This window comes from Rhizobium sp. Root149 (assembly GCF_001427345.1).
GTDB lineage: Bacteria > Pseudomonadota > Alphaproteobacteria > Rhizobiales > Rhizobiaceae > Neorhizobium > Neorhizobium rhizoryzae.
This window is the reverse complement of record NZ_LMGD01000012.1, coordinates 285,891-302,196: the sequence shown is the minus strand read 5'-3', so window position 1 is coordinate 302,196 and position 16,306 is coordinate 285,891. Positions and strand designations below refer to the sequence as shown.

Annotated in this window: 14 protein-coding genes and 1 other RNA gene; 2 read left to right on the top strand and 13 right to left on the bottom strand. The window is 59.1% G+C overall.

The window, feature by feature from the left end; translation table 11 throughout:
• Positions 1-5: 5 nt before the first annotated feature.
• From ftsW to ASD54_RS08325, 13 genes are all read right to left on the bottom strand, one after another.
• Entirely contained in the window at positions 6-1,160 is a 1,155-nt protein-coding gene (gene ftsW / locus ASD54_RS08385) for a putative lipid II flippase FtsW (protein ID WP_062554140.1), read from the bottom strand.
• A 1-nt stretch (position 1,161) separates the two neighbouring features.
• Positions 1,162-2,568: a UDP-N-acetylmuramoyl-L-alanine--D-glutamate ligase gene (murD, locus tag ASD54_RS08380; RefSeq protein WP_062554139.1), complete on the bottom strand. Its 1,407-nt coding sequence runs from the start codon at positions 2,566-2,568 to the stop codon at positions 1,162-1,164.
• A 5-nt stretch (positions 2,569-2,573) separates the two neighbouring features.
• A complete protein-coding gene (gene mraY / locus ASD54_RS08375) occupies positions 2,574-3,674 on the bottom strand; it encodes a phospho-N-acetylmuramoyl-pentapeptide-transferase (protein WP_062554138.1) in 1,101 nt (366 codons plus the stop codon).
• Between the two features lie 27 nt (positions 3,675-3,701).
• Positions 3,702-5,129 carry a UDP-N-acetylmuramoylalanyl-D-glutamyl-2,6-diaminopimelate--D-alanyl-D-alanine ligase gene (locus tag ASD54_RS08370; RefSeq protein WP_062554137.1) on the bottom strand — a complete coding sequence of 476 codons (1,428 nt, stop codon included), beginning with the start codon at positions 5,127-5,129 and terminating at the stop codon, positions 3,702-3,704.
• Positions 5,126-6,580 carry a UDP-N-acetylmuramoyl-L-alanyl-D-glutamate--2,6-diaminopimelate ligase gene (locus ASD54_RS08365; RefSeq protein WP_062554136.1) on the bottom strand — a complete coding sequence of 485 codons (1,455 nt, stop codon included), beginning with the start codon at positions 6,578-6,580 and terminating at the stop codon, positions 5,126-5,128. Before ASD54_RS08365 ends, ASD54_RS08370 begins: the two co-directional genes overlap by 4 nt.
• Before the next feature lie 64 nt (positions 6,581-6,644).
• Complete coding sequence (locus ASD54_RS08360; protein WP_062554135.1) at positions 6,645-8,384, bottom strand: penicillin-binding protein 2; 1,740 nt, start codon at positions 8,382-8,384, stop codon at positions 6,645-6,647.
• Complete coding sequence (locus tag ASD54_RS08355; protein ID WP_062554134.1) at positions 8,384-8,857, bottom strand: hypothetical protein; 474 nt, start codon at positions 8,855-8,857, stop codon at positions 8,384-8,386. Before ASD54_RS08355 ends, ASD54_RS08360 begins: the two co-directional genes overlap by 1 nt.
• 2 nt (positions 8,858-8,859) lie before the next feature.
• Entirely contained in the window at positions 8,860-9,885 is a 1,026-nt protein-coding gene (gene rsmH, locus ASD54_RS08350; RefSeq protein WP_062554133.1) for a 16S rRNA (cytosine(1402)-N(4))-methyltransferase RsmH, read from the bottom strand.
• Between the two features lie 14 nt (positions 9,886-9,899).
• Positions 9,900-10,340 carry a division/cell wall cluster transcriptional repressor MraZ gene (gene mraZ / locus ASD54_RS08345; RefSeq protein WP_062554755.1) on the bottom strand — a complete coding sequence of 147 codons (441 nt, stop codon included), beginning with the start codon at positions 10,338-10,340 and terminating at the stop codon, positions 9,900-9,902.
• Positions 10,341-10,836: 496 nt separating this feature from the next.
• Positions 10,837-11,263: RNase P RNA component class A (gene rnpB / locus ASD54_RS08340), an RNA gene on the bottom strand.
• A 43-nt stretch (positions 11,264-11,306) separates the two neighbouring features.
• Positions 11,307-12,497: an FAD-dependent oxidoreductase gene (locus tag ASD54_RS08335; RefSeq protein WP_062554132.1), complete on the bottom strand. Its 1,191-nt coding sequence runs from the start codon at positions 12,495-12,497 to the stop codon at positions 11,307-11,309.
• Between the two features lie 17 nt (positions 12,498-12,514).
• Positions 12,515-13,288 carry an N-acetylmuramoyl-L-alanine amidase gene (locus ASD54_RS08330; RefSeq protein ID WP_062554131.1) on the bottom strand — a complete coding sequence of 258 codons (774 nt, stop codon included), beginning with the start codon at positions 13,286-13,288 and terminating at the stop codon, positions 12,515-12,517.
• Positions 13,285-14,025 (bottom strand): DnaJ family molecular chaperone, encoded by a 741-nt coding sequence (locus ASD54_RS08325; protein WP_062554130.1) that lies wholly within the window; start codon positions 14,023-14,025, stop codon positions 13,285-13,287. The genes ASD54_RS08330 and ASD54_RS08325 overlap by 4 nt, the downstream gene beginning before the upstream one ends.
• A 336-nt stretch (positions 14,026-14,361) precedes the next feature.
• Between ASD54_RS08325 and ASD54_RS08320 the strand changes: the two genes are divergently transcribed.
• Both ASD54_RS08320 and ASD54_RS08315 read left to right on the top strand, forming a co-directional pair.
• On the top strand, positions 14,362-15,573 hold the full coding sequence (locus tag ASD54_RS08320) for a pyrophosphate--fructose-6-phosphate 1-phosphotransferase (RefSeq protein WP_062554129.1): 1,212 nt from the start codon (positions 14,362-14,364) through the stop codon (positions 15,571-15,573).
• 66 nt (positions 15,574-15,639) lie between these two features.
• On the top strand, positions 15,640-16,269 hold the full coding sequence (locus ASD54_RS08315; RefSeq protein ID WP_062554128.1) for a hypothetical protein: 630 nt from the start codon (positions 15,640-15,642) through the stop codon (positions 16,267-16,269).
• Positions 16,270-16,306: the final 37 nt, after the last annotated feature.

Genomic DNA, 16,306 nt, shown 5'->3' with positions numbered 1-16,306 from the left:
TCATCTCACTCCGCAGGCACGCCGTGGGAAACCCTGAAGAGGCTTCGCTCCTGCGCCCGTTTTTCCGGACGATGACGGGTCAGCGCCAGAATGAACCCAGCCGTGATGCAGATCGCGATCATGGAAGACCCACCATAGGATATCAGCGGCAGCGTCATGCCCTTTGCCGGCATAAGCTCCAGATTGACGCCGATGTTGATCATCGACTGGATACCGATCTGAAGAACGAGACCCGCGACTGCAAAGCGATTGAAATCGTTCTTTTCACGATAGGCGTGGCTCAAGCCGCGAATGACGATGAAGGCAAAAATCGCCACCATGGCCATGCAAAACACGATACCGAATTCTTCCGCCGCGACGGAGAAAATGAAGTCCGTATGGCTGTCCGGCAGGATGCGCTTGACGATGCCTTCACCCGGACCCTGACCAAACCAGTCGCCGCGAATGATCGCCTCGCGCGCGGTATCAACCTGGAATGTATCCCCCTCACCCGTCATGAAGCGGTCGATACGCCCTGCAACGTGAGGGAAGATGTAATAGGCGCCGACGATTCCCCCTGCACCAAGACCACCAAGGAGGATGATCCACAGCCACGGCATGCCGGCCATGAAGAACATTCCGCCCCAGACCGCGCTGACAAGGATCGTCTGGCCAAGGTCGGGCTGCGCCACAAGAAGCGCGCCAACAATGCCAAAGAGAATGATCGCGAAGAAGTTGCCGGGCACTTCCGGTTGGCGCGCGTGCTCGGCAAACAGCCAGGCACAGACCACGACGAATGCAGGCTTCAGAAATTCCGATGGCTGGATCGAAAGGCTACCAATGGCGAACCAGCGGCGCGAGCCCTTGATTTCCGTTCCGAAGAACAGCGCAAGAACCATCATCGCGATCGACATGATCAGGAGAATGATAGCAGCCCGGCGTACCTGTCTCGGCGTCAGGAAGGAAAGCCCGATCATCACCAGGATAGAAGGAGCAAGGAAGATGGCATGACGTTCCACGAAGTGGAAGCTCGGCAGCCCGATACGCTCCGCCACCGGCGGTGACGCCGCAAAGGACAACATGAAGCCGATGCCCATCAACAGAATGAAGGTCGCCAGAAAAAAGCGATCGATCGTCCAGAACCAGTCTGCCAGTGCCCCTCGATCGGCGCGACTTACCATCTTACTGTCCTTTTTCCGGCTCGATGAGCATTGTCACGCCATCGAGTGCTGCCACCAGAGATACGAACCGGTCGCCTCTGACTTCGAAATTCCTGAACTGGTCAAAGCTCGCGCAGGCCGGAGACAACATCACGACACTCGTCCCGCCATCTGCCAAGGCATCCTTCGCTGCATGCTCAACCGCACGTTCCAGCGCCCCGGAGATCTCGTAAGGGACTGCTTCACCCAGCGTTGACGCAAACTCCGGAGCCGCCTCTCCAATCAGATAGGCTTTCACAATACGCGGGAAGAGTGGCGCGAGGCTTGCGATGCCGCCAGATTTGGGAAGTCCGCCAGCAATCCAGAAAATGCGGTCGTAGCTGGAAAGGGCTGGCGCTGCTGCATCGGCATTCGTTGCCTTCGAATCGTTGACGAAGGTCACGGAGCCCTTGCGGCCAACAGGCTGCATGCGGTGCTTCAGGCCAGGAAAGCTGCGAAGCCCTGCTTGGATCTCCTCGATCGACACGCCGACGGCAAGGCAGGCTCCGATGGCCGCTGCCGCGTTCTGCGCATTGTGCGATCCCTTGAGGGTATCGATGCCCTGAAGATCCGCGATCGGCTCCGATTTGCCGGCTTGCGCGTGAACGATCCCGCCATCTGCGAAATAGAACCCGTCGGCCAGCACCGTGCGGCGGGAAATGCGATTGACCCGGACACCCGCCCGCTCGATGCGATCCGCAATCAGCGTGCAGTAACTGTCATCGACACCGACGATGGCAGTCTGGCTTCCGGCAACCAGTCGCTCCTTCACATCCGCGTAATGTTGCATAGTCCCGTGACGATCCAGATGATCCGGCGTCAGGTTAAGCAGGATGCCCGCACTGGGGTTGATCGTCGGTGCAAGATCGATCTGATAGGACGAGCACTCGACCACATAGAAGCGCCCAGCCTTGGGCGGATCGAGCGTCAGCACGGCGGTCCCGATGTTGCCGCCAAGTTGCGTATCCCGTCCACTGGACTTCAGAATATGCGCAATCAGAGCCGTTGTGGTGGATTTGCCGTTAGTCCCCGTGATTGCAATAAATGGGCAGTCCGGCGCATGGGCGCGGCGTTCCCGCACGAACAGCTCGACATCACCAATGATCTCGACGCCCGCCGAGCGAGCCAGATCCACGCTCCAGTGCGGCTTGGGATGCGTCAACGGCACGCCGGGGGAGAGAACGAAAGCTGCTTGCGCCGCCCAGTCAATCTCTCGAAGATCGCCGGTTTTAACACCGGCCTGCTGCGCCTTCGCAACGCTGTCTGGATTATCATCCCAGGCAATCACATCTGCGCCACCGGCAATCAAGGCCTGCGCCGTTGCGAGACCCGAACCGCCGAGGCCGAAAAGCGCGACCTTGCGCCCGGCAAATGTTGTGACAGCGATCATGGTGGTTACCGCAGCTTGAGCGTGGAGAGGCCAAGCATGGCGAGACCCACGGCAATGATCCAGAACCGGATGACGACCTGGCTTTCCGTCCAGCCCAGCTTTTCGAAATGGTGATGGATTGGTGCCATGAGAAACACGCGGCGTCCCGTCAGCTTGAAGAAGCCGACCTGGATGATGACAGACAGCGTTTCCATCACGAAGAGGCCACCGATGATCGCCATGACGATCTCGTGCTTTGTGGCAACCGCCACGGAACCGATGAGGCCGCCCAGCGCGAGTGAACCGGTATCGCCCATAAAGATGGCGGCGGGCGGAGCGTTGAACCAGAGGAACCCTAGTCCCGCCCCGATGACAGCGCCCAGGATCACCGCCAGTTCTCCCGTTCCGGGCACGAAGTTGATCTGCAGGTAGTCCGCAAAGACGGCATTGCCGGCCAGATAGGCAATGATGCCGAAAGAGGCGGCGGCAATCATGACAGGCACGATCGCAAGACCATCGAGACCATCGGTCAGGTTCACGGCGTTACCTGCAGCAACAATCACGAAACCGCCGAACACGACGAAGAAGACGCCGAGATTCAAGAGAACGTTCTTGAAGAACGGGAACGTGACCGAGGTGCCGAGCACGGAGCCGTTCGGCGCATTGGCGATGGAGACGCGCATCATGAAGTAGACCGCAATCCCGGCGATCAGGAATTCGATGCCCAGACGCGCCTTGCCAGAGAACCCTTTATCCGTCTGCTTCGTGACCTTGAGATAGTCATCGTAAAAGCCGATGGCGCCAAAACCGAGCGTGACCAGCAGGGTGGCGACGACGTAGATGTTGGAAAGGTCTGCCCAGAGCAAAGAGCCGCCGACGATACCTGTCAGGATCATCAGGCCGCCCATGGTGGGGGTCCCGGCCTTCTTGAAATGCGTTTGCGGGCCGTCGGCGCGGATGGGCTGCCCCTTCCCCTGCCGGATGCGGAGCGACGCAATCATGCGCGGCCCGAACAGGAAGACGATGAGCGCTGAGGTGAAGAGCGCGGCACCTGTCCGGAACGTGATGTAGCGAAACAGGTTGAAGATCTGAAAGCTGCTCGCAAGCTCTACAAGCCAAATCAGCATGGGAAGTCTTTCTTCTGGAAGGTCAAATCAGCGCCCCGTGTCAGACAAGGGCGGATAGTTGTCAATAAGCGCCGCGACGATCTTGCCGAAGCCGATGCCGAGAGAGGATTTCACCATCAGCACGTCGCCCGGTACCACATTGCGAACGGCAAACTCCACCAGTTCCGGCGTCGTTGCGCGATATTCCACCTGAACACTGTCCGGAAGCGCATCACGCAGCGCCGCCATTTCCGCCCCCGCCAGCCACACATGCTCTATCCCGGCGGCCAGAAGTGGTCCGGCAAGTTCCTCATGCACCTTCTGCGAAAAGGCGCCCATTTCCAGCATGTCGCCCAGAACCGCAATGCGGCGGCCCGCACCCTGCGGTGGCGTTGCAGCCAGAAGCGCGATTGCTGCCCGCATGGAGGCGGGATTGGCGTTGTAGCTCTCATCGATCAGGGTGAGATGTCCGCCGGTCATCGACAGGCGATGCCGTTCGCCCCTGCCCTTGACGGGGCGAAGATCCGCCAGCGCAGCACGTGCTGCGTCAACATCGGCGCCCAGCAACGAGACGACCGCCAGTGCCGCCAGCGCATTTTCCGCGATGTGGCGACCCGGAGCCCCGATATGCACTTCCACCGTTTCGCCATCCAGCACCGCCCAGATGGTGGACCCTTCGGCGGAACCTTCGAAATCCGCAAGACGGTAATCGGCTTTGGCATGTTGTCCGAAGGTCAGAATGTTCGGAAGCGCCAGTTCCTGGGCAATCCGCTCCAGATAAGCGAACTGCTTGTTATCGCGGTTGAGGAGAACAGCGCCACCCGGCTCAACCCCCTCGAAGATCTCGGCCTTTGCAGAGGCAATCTCTTCCAGGCTGTTGAAATGCCCGAGATGAGCCGCCGCAATCGTCGTGATGATCGCGACATGCGGGCGCACCATCTTTACCAGCGGGCGGATCTCGTTCGGGTGGTTCATACCGATTTCAAAGACACCATAATCGGTATCGGCAGGCATGCGCGCCAGTGTCAGCGGCACGCCCCAGTGATTATTGAAGGAGGCGACAGCCGTATGCACCTTGCCAGACGGTGCAAGAAGAGTACGCAGCATTTCCTTGGTTGTCGTCTTGCCGACGGAGCCGGTAACACCGACGATCTTGGCGTCGGTACGCGCGCGCGCGGCAACAGCCAGACGACCGAGTGCTGCGAGCACATCATCCACAACGATCATCGGTGTCGTAATCCGGCCCATGGCCGGAAGCTTGGCTTCCGCAACGACCAGAAGCGCCGCACCGTTTGCCATGGCCGTCGTTGCATAATCGTGTCCGTCGACGCGGTCGCCCTTGATCGCGAAAAATGCCTCACCCGGAGCAATGGTGCGGCTATCGATGGAGATGCCGGTTATCCCGGCAGGAAGCGAACCGATGGGCCGCCCCCCCATCGCAGCAATCATATCTGCCGTTGTCCATAGCCAGCTCACTGCGTCACACCCTCCAAAGCTTTTCGCACCTCGACATGGTCGGAGAACGGCAGCACCGTGGTGCCAACCGTCTGGCCCTCCTCATGGCCCTTACCTGCCACGATCAGCGTATCACCTGCGTCCATCAGCGAAACCGCATGACGAATGGCCTGCGCCCGATCGCCGATTTCGGTAGCGGATGGTGCGGCAGCCATGATTTCGGAACGGATGGTCGCCGGATCTTCCGATCGTGGATTATCGTCGGTAACGATCACGATATCCGCCAGACGCGCCGCGATCTCTCCCATGATCGGACGCTTGCCCTTGTCGCGATCACCGCCACATCCGAAGACGACGATCACGCGTCCGGTCGTGAACGGACGAACGGATGTCAACACGTTTTCCAGGGCTTCCGGCTTGTGGGCATAGTCGACATAGGCCGGTGAGCCCTGCCGTGTCTGGCCCACCAACTCCAACCGGCCAGAGGCACCAACGAGGCGCTCCAGCGCCGCCATGGCGACCTTCTGCGCAACGCCTGTGGCAATCGCCAATCCAGCCGAAACCAGAGCGTTCGCGATCTGGAAATCCCCGGCCAGCGGAATGTGCACTTCGTGGATCTGACCATCGACATGCACTTCCGCCAACTGCTTGTGCCGAAAATGCTCGACCCGCTTGAGGCTGAGGAAATTGCCGCCACGCCCGACCGTCAGCACGTCGTGGCCCGCAGCCTTGGCAACCTCGATAGCCTTGGCCGACCATGGATCATCCGCGAAGATGACCGCGGGACTGCCCTTCGGAAGCAATGTATCAAACAGCCGCATCTTGGCGGCCATGTAGTCTTCCATCGTCGGATGGTAATCCATGTGGTCGCGGCCGAGATTGGTAAAGGCTGCGGCGGCCAACCGCACACCATCCAGGCGGCTCTGGTCGAGGCCGTGACTGGAAGCCTCCATGGCTGCGTGCGTTACACCCTCGCGCGCGAGTTCGGCCAGCAGCGCATGCAGGGCAACCGGGTCAGGCGTGGTGAGCGAGCCATATTCATTGCGCGTGGGAGAAATGACACCCGTCGTGCCGATCTGCGCGGCAGCAAGGCCGGCGTGCGCCCAGATCTGCCGCGTGAACGACGCTACGGAGGTTTTACCCGCCGTTCCCGTCACGGCAACGATCGTGCCCGGCTGCGCGTCGTGAAAACGGGCAGCAGCCAGTGCCAGAACCCTGCGGACATTCCCGACACGAATGACCGGTATGCTGGTATTGAGCTCTTCGGACGAGATGATTGCAGACGCACCCCGTGTCACGGCGTCCGCGGCGAATGCTGCACCATTTGCCTTGTTGCCGGGAATGGCAACGAACAGCATGCCCGGTTCGATCTTGCGGCTATCGGCAGAAATGCCTCTAATTGCGAGATCGCGAACGCCGTCCGGCTGTGCGGCAATCTCCGGAATGATCCCGGAGAAGTAATCAAGTTTCATCGGTACCCTCTCTGCGAAGCGGCCTGTCCCGTAGCCGCGAATCGACGGGCCCATTCATTATGGCCTAATAGGACACAAGCATGGCGGAACCGTTTTCTCCAAATCTTGGTTTTACACCGAGAACAGCGGCGGAGCGGCTGATGATCTCCTTGACCATGGGCGCGGCACTGTTACCGGCCAGAACGGCTCGGTCTGTCTCGCTGCGCGGATCGTCGATGAAGGTCAAAACCACATATTGCGGCTTGTAGATGGGGAACGCGGCTAGGAAGGCGTTGAAGTTGTGATCGTGGTTATAGCGCCCGTTGATAACCTTGTCGGCCGTCCCCGTCTTGCCACCCACATCAAAGCCTTCCACCAGGGCGTTCTTGCCAGAACCCTGCGTTCCATTCCAGCCGAACAGCCAGCGCATGTTATCGCTTGTTGTCTTCTTGATAACAGTCGAAGCCACTTCGTTCGCCTGCTCCACAGAGCGCGGCAGGAATGTCGGCTGGATGAGGCGACCGCCGTTTACCAGCACGGCTCCGGCAACCGCGGTCTGAAGTGGCGTCGTCGACACACCGTGACCGAAGGAAATCGTGATCGAGTTGATCTTCTTCCATGCTTTCGGCTGCGACGGCGTCGCAACTTCAGGAAGCTCCGTTTGCATGCGCGACAAGAGGCCCAGCCGTGTTAGGAATTCCTTGTGTCCCTCAATGCCGACGGCATCCGCCATTTTCGCGGTACCGATGTTGGACGAATACTGGAACACTTCCGGCATGGTGAGAAAACGTCCCTTGCCGTGGAAATCCTTGATCGTGAAGCCACCGATGCGGATTGGATAACGCGCATCGAAACTGTCGTTCATCGAGAACTTGCCTGAATCGAGGGCCATGGCCAGCGAGAAGGATTTGAACGTGGAGCCCATCTCGAACGTGCCGTTCGACATGCGGTTCAGCCAGCCTTCCTCACCACCTGCTGCCGGATCGTTCGGATCGAAATCCGGTGCGGACGCCATGGCGAGAATCTCACCCGTATTGGCATCCAGCACAACGCCGCCCGCCCCCTTGGCGCGGAACTTCTGGATGGCCGACATCAGCACTTCCCGCAGGATTGCCTGAACGCGAACATCGATCGAAAGCTTGACGGGTTCCAGCGGCTGGTCGCTCGTCATGCCCACGGCTGCGAGATCGGCAAGGCCCTGACTGTCGATATATCGTTCCATGCCTGCAACGCCGCGGTTGTCGATGTTGACGTAACCCACGATGTGGGCAGCCGTGGCGCCTCCCGGATAGAACCGGCGCTTCTCGGGCCGGAAACCGATGCCGGGAATACCCAGTGCCAGAATTTCGCTCTGCTGCTTGGGTGTAAGCTGGCGACGAAGCCACTGGAAGCGGGATTTGGACGAGAGCTTGTGGTAGATCTGCTTGGCATCGATGTCCGGCAGAACCGTGCGCAGTTTCTCGATGACTTCATCCGGATCAACGATCTTGTGCGGCTCCGCAAACAGCGAAACCGTGCGAATGTCGGTGGCCAGCACTTCACCGTTCCGGTCCAGAATGTCCGGGCGCGATGCCATCAGCCGGTCGGCAGGCATGATGCTCGACGTCGCTTCCGGCTCCTTCATGGCATAAAAGACCAGCCGTCCGCCAATCACACAGTAGAAGCCGAGGAAGCAGGCGATGATGATGCCGACGCGATTGCGGGCCTGCGCGGATTTTCGCTTGCGGCTGCCCTCGAAACTGGCGCCGCCAAAGGCGGGTCTCTTGGCGCCTGCGGAAAAATGAGCCCGGCTCTTCAGAACCATTACGCGCGAAAGGAAAGCCATCAGTGGTTCACCGATCCGGTTGCAATAGAATCAACGCTTGGAGTCTTGCCACGCGCAAGCGGCACGGGGATCTTCGATTTCGGCGGCTTGGCCTTGGCTGCATCAACACCCTTCAAGGCGGCAGCAACTTCAGGGTCCACCTGCGCGATCAGTTCTTCGATCGTCGTCTCAGGCTGCGGCAACTGCGATTTTGGCATCGGCAGTTCCTTAGGCATCGCAAGCTGGGTCGGCTGCGTCGGCTCCAGTTCCAATTCCGCCTGATACTGACCGATCAGGCGATGAAGCCGGTTCGGCTGCGTCAGCAAGGCCCAGTCAGCTTTCAGCAGATCAATTGTATCGTGTTCCAGCCGGATTTCCGTCTCCAGCCGACGCACTTCTTCCAGTTTGAGATCTGCCCTGTGCTTGATGCTGTAGGTCACGACGGCGGTAGCCGTCATGACGCCGATCAGCACGAGATCGAAGCTCCTCAGCATATTCAGGCTCCCATCTTTTCCAGGCTGGTCAGTTCAGGCAGATCGAAAATCGAGAAATCCACGGCGCGAGCCGGACTTGCAGTTCTGAAGGCTGCACGTAGCTTGGCGGACCTTGCGCGAGGGTTGACGGATGCTTCCGCCTCGGTCGCAGACAGCATTCCTTTGCCAACCGGCTCGAAAATCGATGGCTTGTCCTCAACCATCGGCAGATGGCGTGACCCGCTCGCCTTGCCGGACCGATCCGTCAGAAAGCGTTTCACCAGACGGTCTTCCAGCGAATGGAAACTGACAACCACCAGTCGGCCGCCCGGCTTTAAAGCCTGCTCCGCCGCAAACAATGCCTGCGCAAGCTCACCCAGTTCATCGTTCACGAAGATGCGCAGCGCCTGAAATACCCGCGTTGCAGGATGGATCTTGTCCTTGGCCTTGCGTGGGTTGACGCTCTCGATGAGGTTGGCAAGATCGCGCGTCGTGGCAAAAGGTTCGCTCGCACGGCGCTTTTCGATGGCGCGCGCGATGCGCCCCGCCTGCTTTTCCTCACCCAGAAATCCAAAAATGCGCGCCATGTCGCCAGCCTTGGCGCGGTTTACGACATCAGCGGCTGAAACGCCGGAAGCAGACATGCGCATGTCCAGAGGGCCGTTGCGCTGAAACGAAAAGCCGCGATCCGCCTCATCAATCTGCATCGAAGACACGCCGATATCGAGAACGATACCGTCCAGACCACCATCAGGAGCGTGGGATGCGAGTTCTGAAAAGCGCGAGGAAATGAGTTTCAGGCGACCGCCAAATTCAGCAACCATTGGCTGACCGCTTGCGATCGCATTGGGGTCGCGATCGAGCGCAATGACATTGGCGCCGGTGGAGAGAATGGCGCGGGTATAGCCACCCGCGCCGAACGTACCGTCAAGGATCACCTTGCCCGGAGCCGGAGCCAAGGTCTCCAGCACCTCGTTCAGCATAACCGGAATGTGACGTACCAGTCCGCCATCGGCCTCGGAGTTACCCTCGCCAAGATTCGCCGCCATTCCAATCCCCTGTTCTAGGCAGGCCGCACCGGAAGACGAGCGCGACCCTCTCTGGCCACCACCTGCGCCTCGTGAAACGCCTGGGGCTGCCATAGCTGAAAATGATCCGAGCGACCCACGAAGGTGACTTCCGTCGTGATTCCGGTGAAGTCGCGAATGAAATCCGTGACCGCCAACCGGCCCTCCGCATCGAGCCGCATGTAGACGCCGCCGCCGTGCACCAGCAGCGACATCATGTTGGCCTCCGGCGAGAATGGATCCGCCTGGGCGATCTGCCGCTCGTACCGCTCGAGCAGGTCCGGACCGCCGACGCTGATCGCCGGAAAAACCAGGTCCTGGAGACAATAAAGCTCCTGGACGTTCCGCTGCGTCAAAACGGCACGAAACATCGCAGGGACGGAAACACGCCCCTTCGAGTCGATCCGGTTCGTCGCATTGGACAAGAAGCGGTTCATAACGCCAAACATCCGCCTCCAAGAGATGCGGGCGGCCATGACCACCCGCGTCAAACCCACAAAGGCACACAACCCGGCCGTTCAGACGGAACGTGTTCCGCCCGTTTCTTCCCGTGGGAAGCGATCCGAGCCTGTCCGATTGAGCGGGGGTAAAGCGCCCCTTCGCAGTGTGGATTTGGGATACCATGGGACCATATGGGCGTCAATGGGAAGCGACCCCACCGAGGGATCGCGGCATTAATAATTTATAACCCGTTAAGTTTAACAAAGGGTTAGCGAGGGCACTTTCCGAGTCCGTGACAGAACACGGAAAATCACACTCCCGTGAGCTGACAAACAACTGAAATCATTGGTTTTTGCAGGCCCTGCCAAGACTCTTGGATCTGACTGCCAACAACCAGAAAGGGAAGTGGCGGAGAACCATCTATCGTTAACGGGGCAGCCGGGATCCCGCGAATCCGAAACCACCCAGAGGTAGCATTCCACCAAAGAAGAAATCGCCAGTTGGCCTGTAAGCCGGGTTCTGTATGGCCCCGGTTTCCCGGAACGTGGCAGCCATTCATCTGGGACAGCGTTTGCACGCTGCCTCACGCAACCCACCCGGATGACTGGCCCGGAAACAGGCTGTAGCACCGCAAGCGGCACCCGCGTCATCCCTATTCGGTCTTGCTCCCGGTGGGGTTTACCTTGCCGGTCCTGTTGCCAGTCCCGCGGTGGGCTCTTACCCCACCCTTTCACCCTTACCCCGCCGCCTCTGATGCTCGCTTGAGCACAAGAGAAAGCGGGGCGGTTTGCTTTCTGTGGCACTATCCCTGGGGTCGCCCCCGCCGGACGTTATCCGGCACCGTATTTCCGTGGAGCCCGGACTTTCCTCACCCTACCGCCTTTCGGCATTGGTAAAGCGCGGCTGCCCGGCCAACTGGCAGCGCCTGCTTAAACGGTTTCCAGTCGCAGGGCTACTGCAAATCACGCGAAATGCGCCGCAAACGAAACGGGGTAGCCCTCGCCTTCCAGCGAGCCGTTCTTGATCAATTGCGCCCCCAGCCGTCCAATCTCATCGGAACTTTTGGCGGCCGAACCACACCCGCCCGTGACAACTGCGATTGCGGGATCTTCCGTAAAGTCGATGAAGGGATAGGCGGTCGCCGTCTTCGCCACCACGCAGGCGCCCGTGGAGATGCGATCAACGTCGATCTGCGGCACCAGCGACCGTATGATCCGGGCATGGTGATCCCGCGCAACCTCACGCCCGCCGCTCCTGAACCACTGCTGCAACTCCTGAAGCGATCCCAGCTTCAGATCATCAGGATCGCCACCGATCTTGAGGTAGATCTTGCCGTCCGGATATCGCACAGGCGGCAGCAGATAGATGTGGTCAGCCGTGTCGCGTGGCTCGTAGATCAGCGAAGGCATACCGGCAAAGGCAGGTAATTCGCTTTCGGGTATTTCGAAAAAAGTGACCGTTCGACCATAAACCGACATCTGAACCGGTTGTGGCAACAGACTCTCGACAATGGAAAATCCGCCAGCGGCAAGCAGCACCCGCTCTGCCCGGTACACCGAACCCTCGCGAGTTTGCACCGAGATCAGATTGCCATCACGTCGGATGGAACCGACCGTCTCGGCAATCAGGGTCGCCCCCTGTTTCCGGCAGATCTCGGATTGCGCCGATACCAGTGCGCGCGGATTGACGTAACCGGCACTGCGCGCTTCAAAGACACCTTCGCTACCCGACTCGAAGCCGAAATAGCCGAAGCGAGAGATAAGTCCCGGATCATCCAGAAGTTCGGGCTGAACCCCTAGTTGCTCGGCAGCGCTGAGAATTCCCTCAATGTAGCTGTGACCGCTGGCCCGCTCGGGACCGACCATCAGGCAACCGGCTTCGTGATAGAACCGGATACCGCTCTCCTGCTCAATTTGCGCGTAGCGGGCAATCGAGCGGTTCGCGAGACGAGCCCAGACCGGGTCTGGATCAATGGTTCGCGTTATGCGCGCCTCGTCGTAATGGCTGCCGAAGACACCGTTATGGTTTCCGGCGTCCTTCGGCTCGTCCGGGCCGATCAGTGCGACGCCATCGGTTGTTTGTGAAAGATGGCGGGCCGCTGCGGAACCCATCATTCCTCGACCCACAACAATGTACTTGAATGGAGTATGCATGAAATCGCGGATGAAACTTAGATTTCATCCGTCCCTTGAAAACGCGGCAGCTCGGTCAGCAACCGATGCAAAGTTTCAATAGTCGACATATCGGCAATGCCGTCCACGCAGGCAGGCCGGAAATGCCGTTGGAATGCCTCAACGACGCCTTCTGTTTTCTCGCAGAATTCGCCCGTGATTTCGATGCCGTATCCATAGAGTGCCAGCATGCCCTGCAACGCCTCGATCGGCTGCCCGCTTTCACCCTTCTGGAAGAAACGGCCGCTGCGAATGGGAGAAGGCTCGACCCAATGGCCGACGCCCTGCCGGTGCAATTCCCGCCACGGAAACCGCTCGCCCGGATCGACCTTTCGGCGCGGCGCAACATCCGAATGGGCCAGCACCCGCTCCGGTCGGATGCGCCACCGGGCGATACAGTCCCGGCAGAGGCGAATGACGGCCTCGATCTGCTCGCTGGAATAATCCGGCAAACCGCCAGGATGGCCCGCATTTGCGATCTCGATGCCGATGGACCGCGAATTGATATCCGTTTCGCCAGCCCAGACACTTTTACCCGCATGCCAGGCACGACGACTTTCCGGCACCAGTTGCACGATGCGACCATCCGGCCAGACGAAATAATGGCTGGAAACCTCGCTCTGGATATTCTTCAGCCAGGACAGCGCCTGACCATGGTCAGGCATACCGGTGTAATGAAGGATAATCATGTCTGGCGCATCGCAGCCTTTGCGTTCGCCATGGTTCGGCGACGGCTCCACGCGCGCGCCGACGAAATCTGCCTCGAGTTTCATGCTGCCTTGCGTTCTTTCGCAATCGCCGCATAGGCCGCGTTCAATGCCGCCATGCGCTCATTCGCCGCCGCATGCAATTCTGCGGGTACGCCGCGTGCAATCAACTTGTCCGGGTGATGCTCGGCAACGAGCCTGCGATACTGCTTGCGAATTTCGGAAAAATCCTGATCCGGCGACACGCCAAGGATAAGATACGGGTTGCCGCCATCCATGGTGATATGCCGCGCCATGATGCGCCGGAAGTGATCTTCGTCGATCTGGAAGATTTCCGCTATGCGCGCGAGAAATGCCAGTTCGGCCTCATGCACCATCCCATCCGCCTTGGCGATATGGAAAAGGCCATCGATGACGTTCTCCAGCATGGGGCAGTTGCAATCACCGGAACCGCAGAGATTTGCGAGCTTCTCGGCATAGGCTTCGTAGCCGGCGACGTCCTGGCGCGCCAGATTGTAAAGCCGGGCAACGTTCTTTGCCTCTTCTTCTGGAAAGTCGAAAATCTGCTTGAAGGCCTCGACTTCCGAGGCAACAACCGCACCATCAGCCTTGGCCATCTTGGCAGAGAGCGCGATGATTGCGATGGAGAATGACACGCGCCTGCGTGTTTCCGGATCACCTTCGAACAAGGTTCGGACGGCCTCCACCATGCGCGAAAGCGTATTCGTGGCGGCGTCACCAACTGCGTGCAGCAGTCGGTCCCACAAAGAGGTCAGTTGAAGGCATGCGAAATCGAAAATCATGACTCACCAGACCAAATTTAACCCGCGATGGCAAGCGAAGACGAAGGCAATGGCATTAAACTTTATCCATCCTACGTCGGCCCGACGCGGATGGATCTTCCCGGAAACAAGGACCCATCTCACCAGCAATCTCCGCAAGGACTTGTCCACAGACGAAGACCGCATCCGATAAGCGTTGACATCTCCGGCGCCCATTGAACCGATTGAATTGTGTCGGCATCATGTTTACGCCGCGAAATCACGGATTTTCTTGAGAAATTCACTTTACAGCCGCAGTCTCGTGTCGCATCCATTCGCCAGATTTGAGACAGGCGCTTGAGGCGCGAAGGAGGATCGATGGCCAAACAGAAAGTAGCAATGCTGACAGCAGGCGGACTGGCACCGTGCCTTTCATCGGCAGTCGGCGGTCTCATTGAGCGCTATTCCGATATCGCGCCAGAGATCGAGTTGATTGCCTACCGCTCGGGCTATCAGGGATTGCTGCTTGGCGATCGAATCGAAATCAACCAGGACATGCGTGAAAAGGCGCATCTGCTTCACCGCTACGGCGGTTCCCCCATTGGCAACAGCCGCGTCAAGCTGACCAATGCTGCGGACTGCGTGAAGCGGGGCCTTGTCAAGGAAGGCGAGAACCCGCTGAAGGTTGCAGCTGACAGGCTCGCCGCCGATGGGGTGACGATCCTGCATACGATCGGTGGCGACGACACCAACACCACCGCCGCCGACCTTGCCGCCTATCTCGGCGCACACGGCTACAACCTGACTGTGGTCGGCCTGCCGAAGACGGTTGATAACGATGTCGTTCCCATCAAGCAGTCGCTGGGAGCCTGGACTGCGGCCGAAGTTGGCGCACACTTCTTCGACCATGTCAGCAATGAACAAAGTGCTGCGCCGCGCACGCTGGTGATTCACGAGGTCATGGGCCGTCACTGTGGCTGGCTGACCGCGGCCACCGCCCGTGCCTATATCCAGGACACGAAGAACAATGAATATGTCGAAGGTTTCATGATGAACACCCAGATGAAGAACATCGACGGGCTCTACCTGCCTGAGATGGCCTTCGATCTGGATGCGGAGGCGGCCCGCCTTCGCGCCATCATGGACCGCTGCGGCTTTGTGACGCTCTTCGTTTCGGAAGGCGCTGGCCTCGACACCATCGTTGCCGAAAGAGAAGCGGCGGGCGAAACCGTCAAGCGCGACGCCTTCGGGCACGTCAAGATCGATACCATCAATGTCGGAAACTGGTTCCAGAAGCATTTCGCAACCCTTCTGGGTGCGGAACGTTCGATGGTTCAGAAATCGGGTTACTATGCGCGCTCGGCACCGGCCAACTACGAAGACCTGCGATTGATCCAGAGCATGGTCGATCTTGGCGTGGAAAGTGCGTTGAACGGCGTGTCCGGCGTGACCGGTCACGATGAAGATCAGAATGGGAAATTGCGCACAATCGAATTCCCGCGTATCAAGGGTGGCAAGCAATTCGATCTGTCTGCCGGTTGGTTCAAGGACGTCATGGACTTCATTGGACAGCCCTACCGGTCAGCCTGATCAGGACTATGGTTCAGCAGCGATGATCTCAGGCATGGGAAGTCATGAGGTCGGGGAGGACTTGAGATGAGTTTAGAGACGACGCTGATGACAGCAGCATTGGCCCTGCTCGCTTTTCTGCTACCATCCGTCGCGGCTAACCTTCTGAGAGATCAATGCATTGCGCGCGGGAAACTGCGCGCAATCCTGTTTTTACCGGGCCTCTGGATCGGCTATCTGCTGGCGGCTGCGGTGGCAATCGCTGCTTTCAACATGTGCCGCATTTATCTGCCTGCAATGCAGGGCTCATTTGCCTGGATCGGCATTGCCTTCCTGATGCTCTTTGTCTTCAGGTCACAGATCAATCGGTTCCGCGTCAGGATTGCCGACAACGATAACCTCCCGAACCAGAACACGGCTTCGGCGTCTTTCCGGCTTGGCTGGCAGGCATTTCGCCCATCCCTGATCATCGCCCTCTGGGCCGTCCTGCTTCAACTCAGTGATTCTTTAACCAATTCAGCAATTTTGAGCCAGGAAATTGCCCTTCCGCTTGCGGTTGCGGCCCTTGTTGCGCCCCTCATCCAGCTCGCTCTGGCAGAGCGATCAGCACGCAAGCTGCGGGCATTTCGCAAGGTTTATCAAGCCTCGCACAAGCCTCGCACGCGATTTATTGCAAGCCGCGCAGTGACTGCCGGCTATCGCAAGATTGCCGCTTGAGCGCTTGGAGCTTGCCGCAATTGTGAACATGCGTTAA

Bases quoted from the DNA above. Each gene is read 5' to 3' on its own strand.
- ASD54_RS08355 (WP_062554134.1), bottom strand. From the start codon at position 8,857: ATGCTGAGGAGCTTCGATCTCGTGCTGATCGGCGTCATGACGGCTACC.
- mraY (WP_062554138.1), bottom strand. From the start codon at position 3,674: ATGCTGATTTGGCTTGTAGAGCTTGCGAGCAGCTTTCAGATCTTCAAC.
- ftsW (WP_062554140.1), bottom strand. From the start codon at position 1,160: ATGGTAAGTCGCGCCGATCGAGGGGCACTGGCAGACTGGTTCTGGACG.
- ASD54_RS08365 (WP_062554136.1), bottom strand. From the start codon at position 6,580: ATGAAACTTGATTACTTCTCCGGGATCATTCCGGAGATTGCCGCACAG.
- ASD54_RS08330 (WP_062554131.1), bottom strand. From the start codon at position 13,288: ATGAAACTCGAGGCAGATTTCGTCGGCGCGCGCGTGGAGCCGTCGCCG.
- ASD54_RS08325 (WP_062554130.1), bottom strand. From the start codon at position 14,025: ATGATTTTCGATTTCGCATGCCTTCAACTGACCTCTTTGTGGGACCGA.
- ASD54_RS08335 (WP_062554132.1), bottom strand. From the start codon at position 12,497: ATGCATACTCCATTCAAGTACATTGTTGTGGGTCGAGGAATGATGGGT.
- mraZ (WP_062554755.1), bottom strand. From the start codon at position 10,340: ATGAACCGCTTCTTGTCCAATGCGACGAACCGGATCGACTCGAAGGGG.
- ASD54_RS08315 (WP_062554128.1), top strand. From the start codon at position 15,640: ATGAGTTTAGAGACGACGCTGATGACAGCAGCATTGGCCCTGCTCGCT.
- rsmH (WP_062554133.1), bottom strand. From the start codon at position 9,885: ATGGCGGCGAATCTTGGCGAGGGTAACTCCGAGGCCGATGGCGGACTG.
- murD (WP_062554139.1), bottom strand. From the start codon at position 2,568: ATGATCGCTGTCACAACATTTGCCGGGCGCAAGGTCGCGCTTTTCGGC.
- ASD54_RS08320 (WP_062554129.1), top strand. From the start codon at position 14,362: ATGGCCAAACAGAAAGTAGCAATGCTGACAGCAGGCGGACTGGCACCG.
- ASD54_RS08360 (WP_062554135.1), bottom strand. From the start codon at position 8,384: ATGGCTTTCCTTTCGCGCGTAATGGTTCTGAAGAGCCGGGCTCATTTT.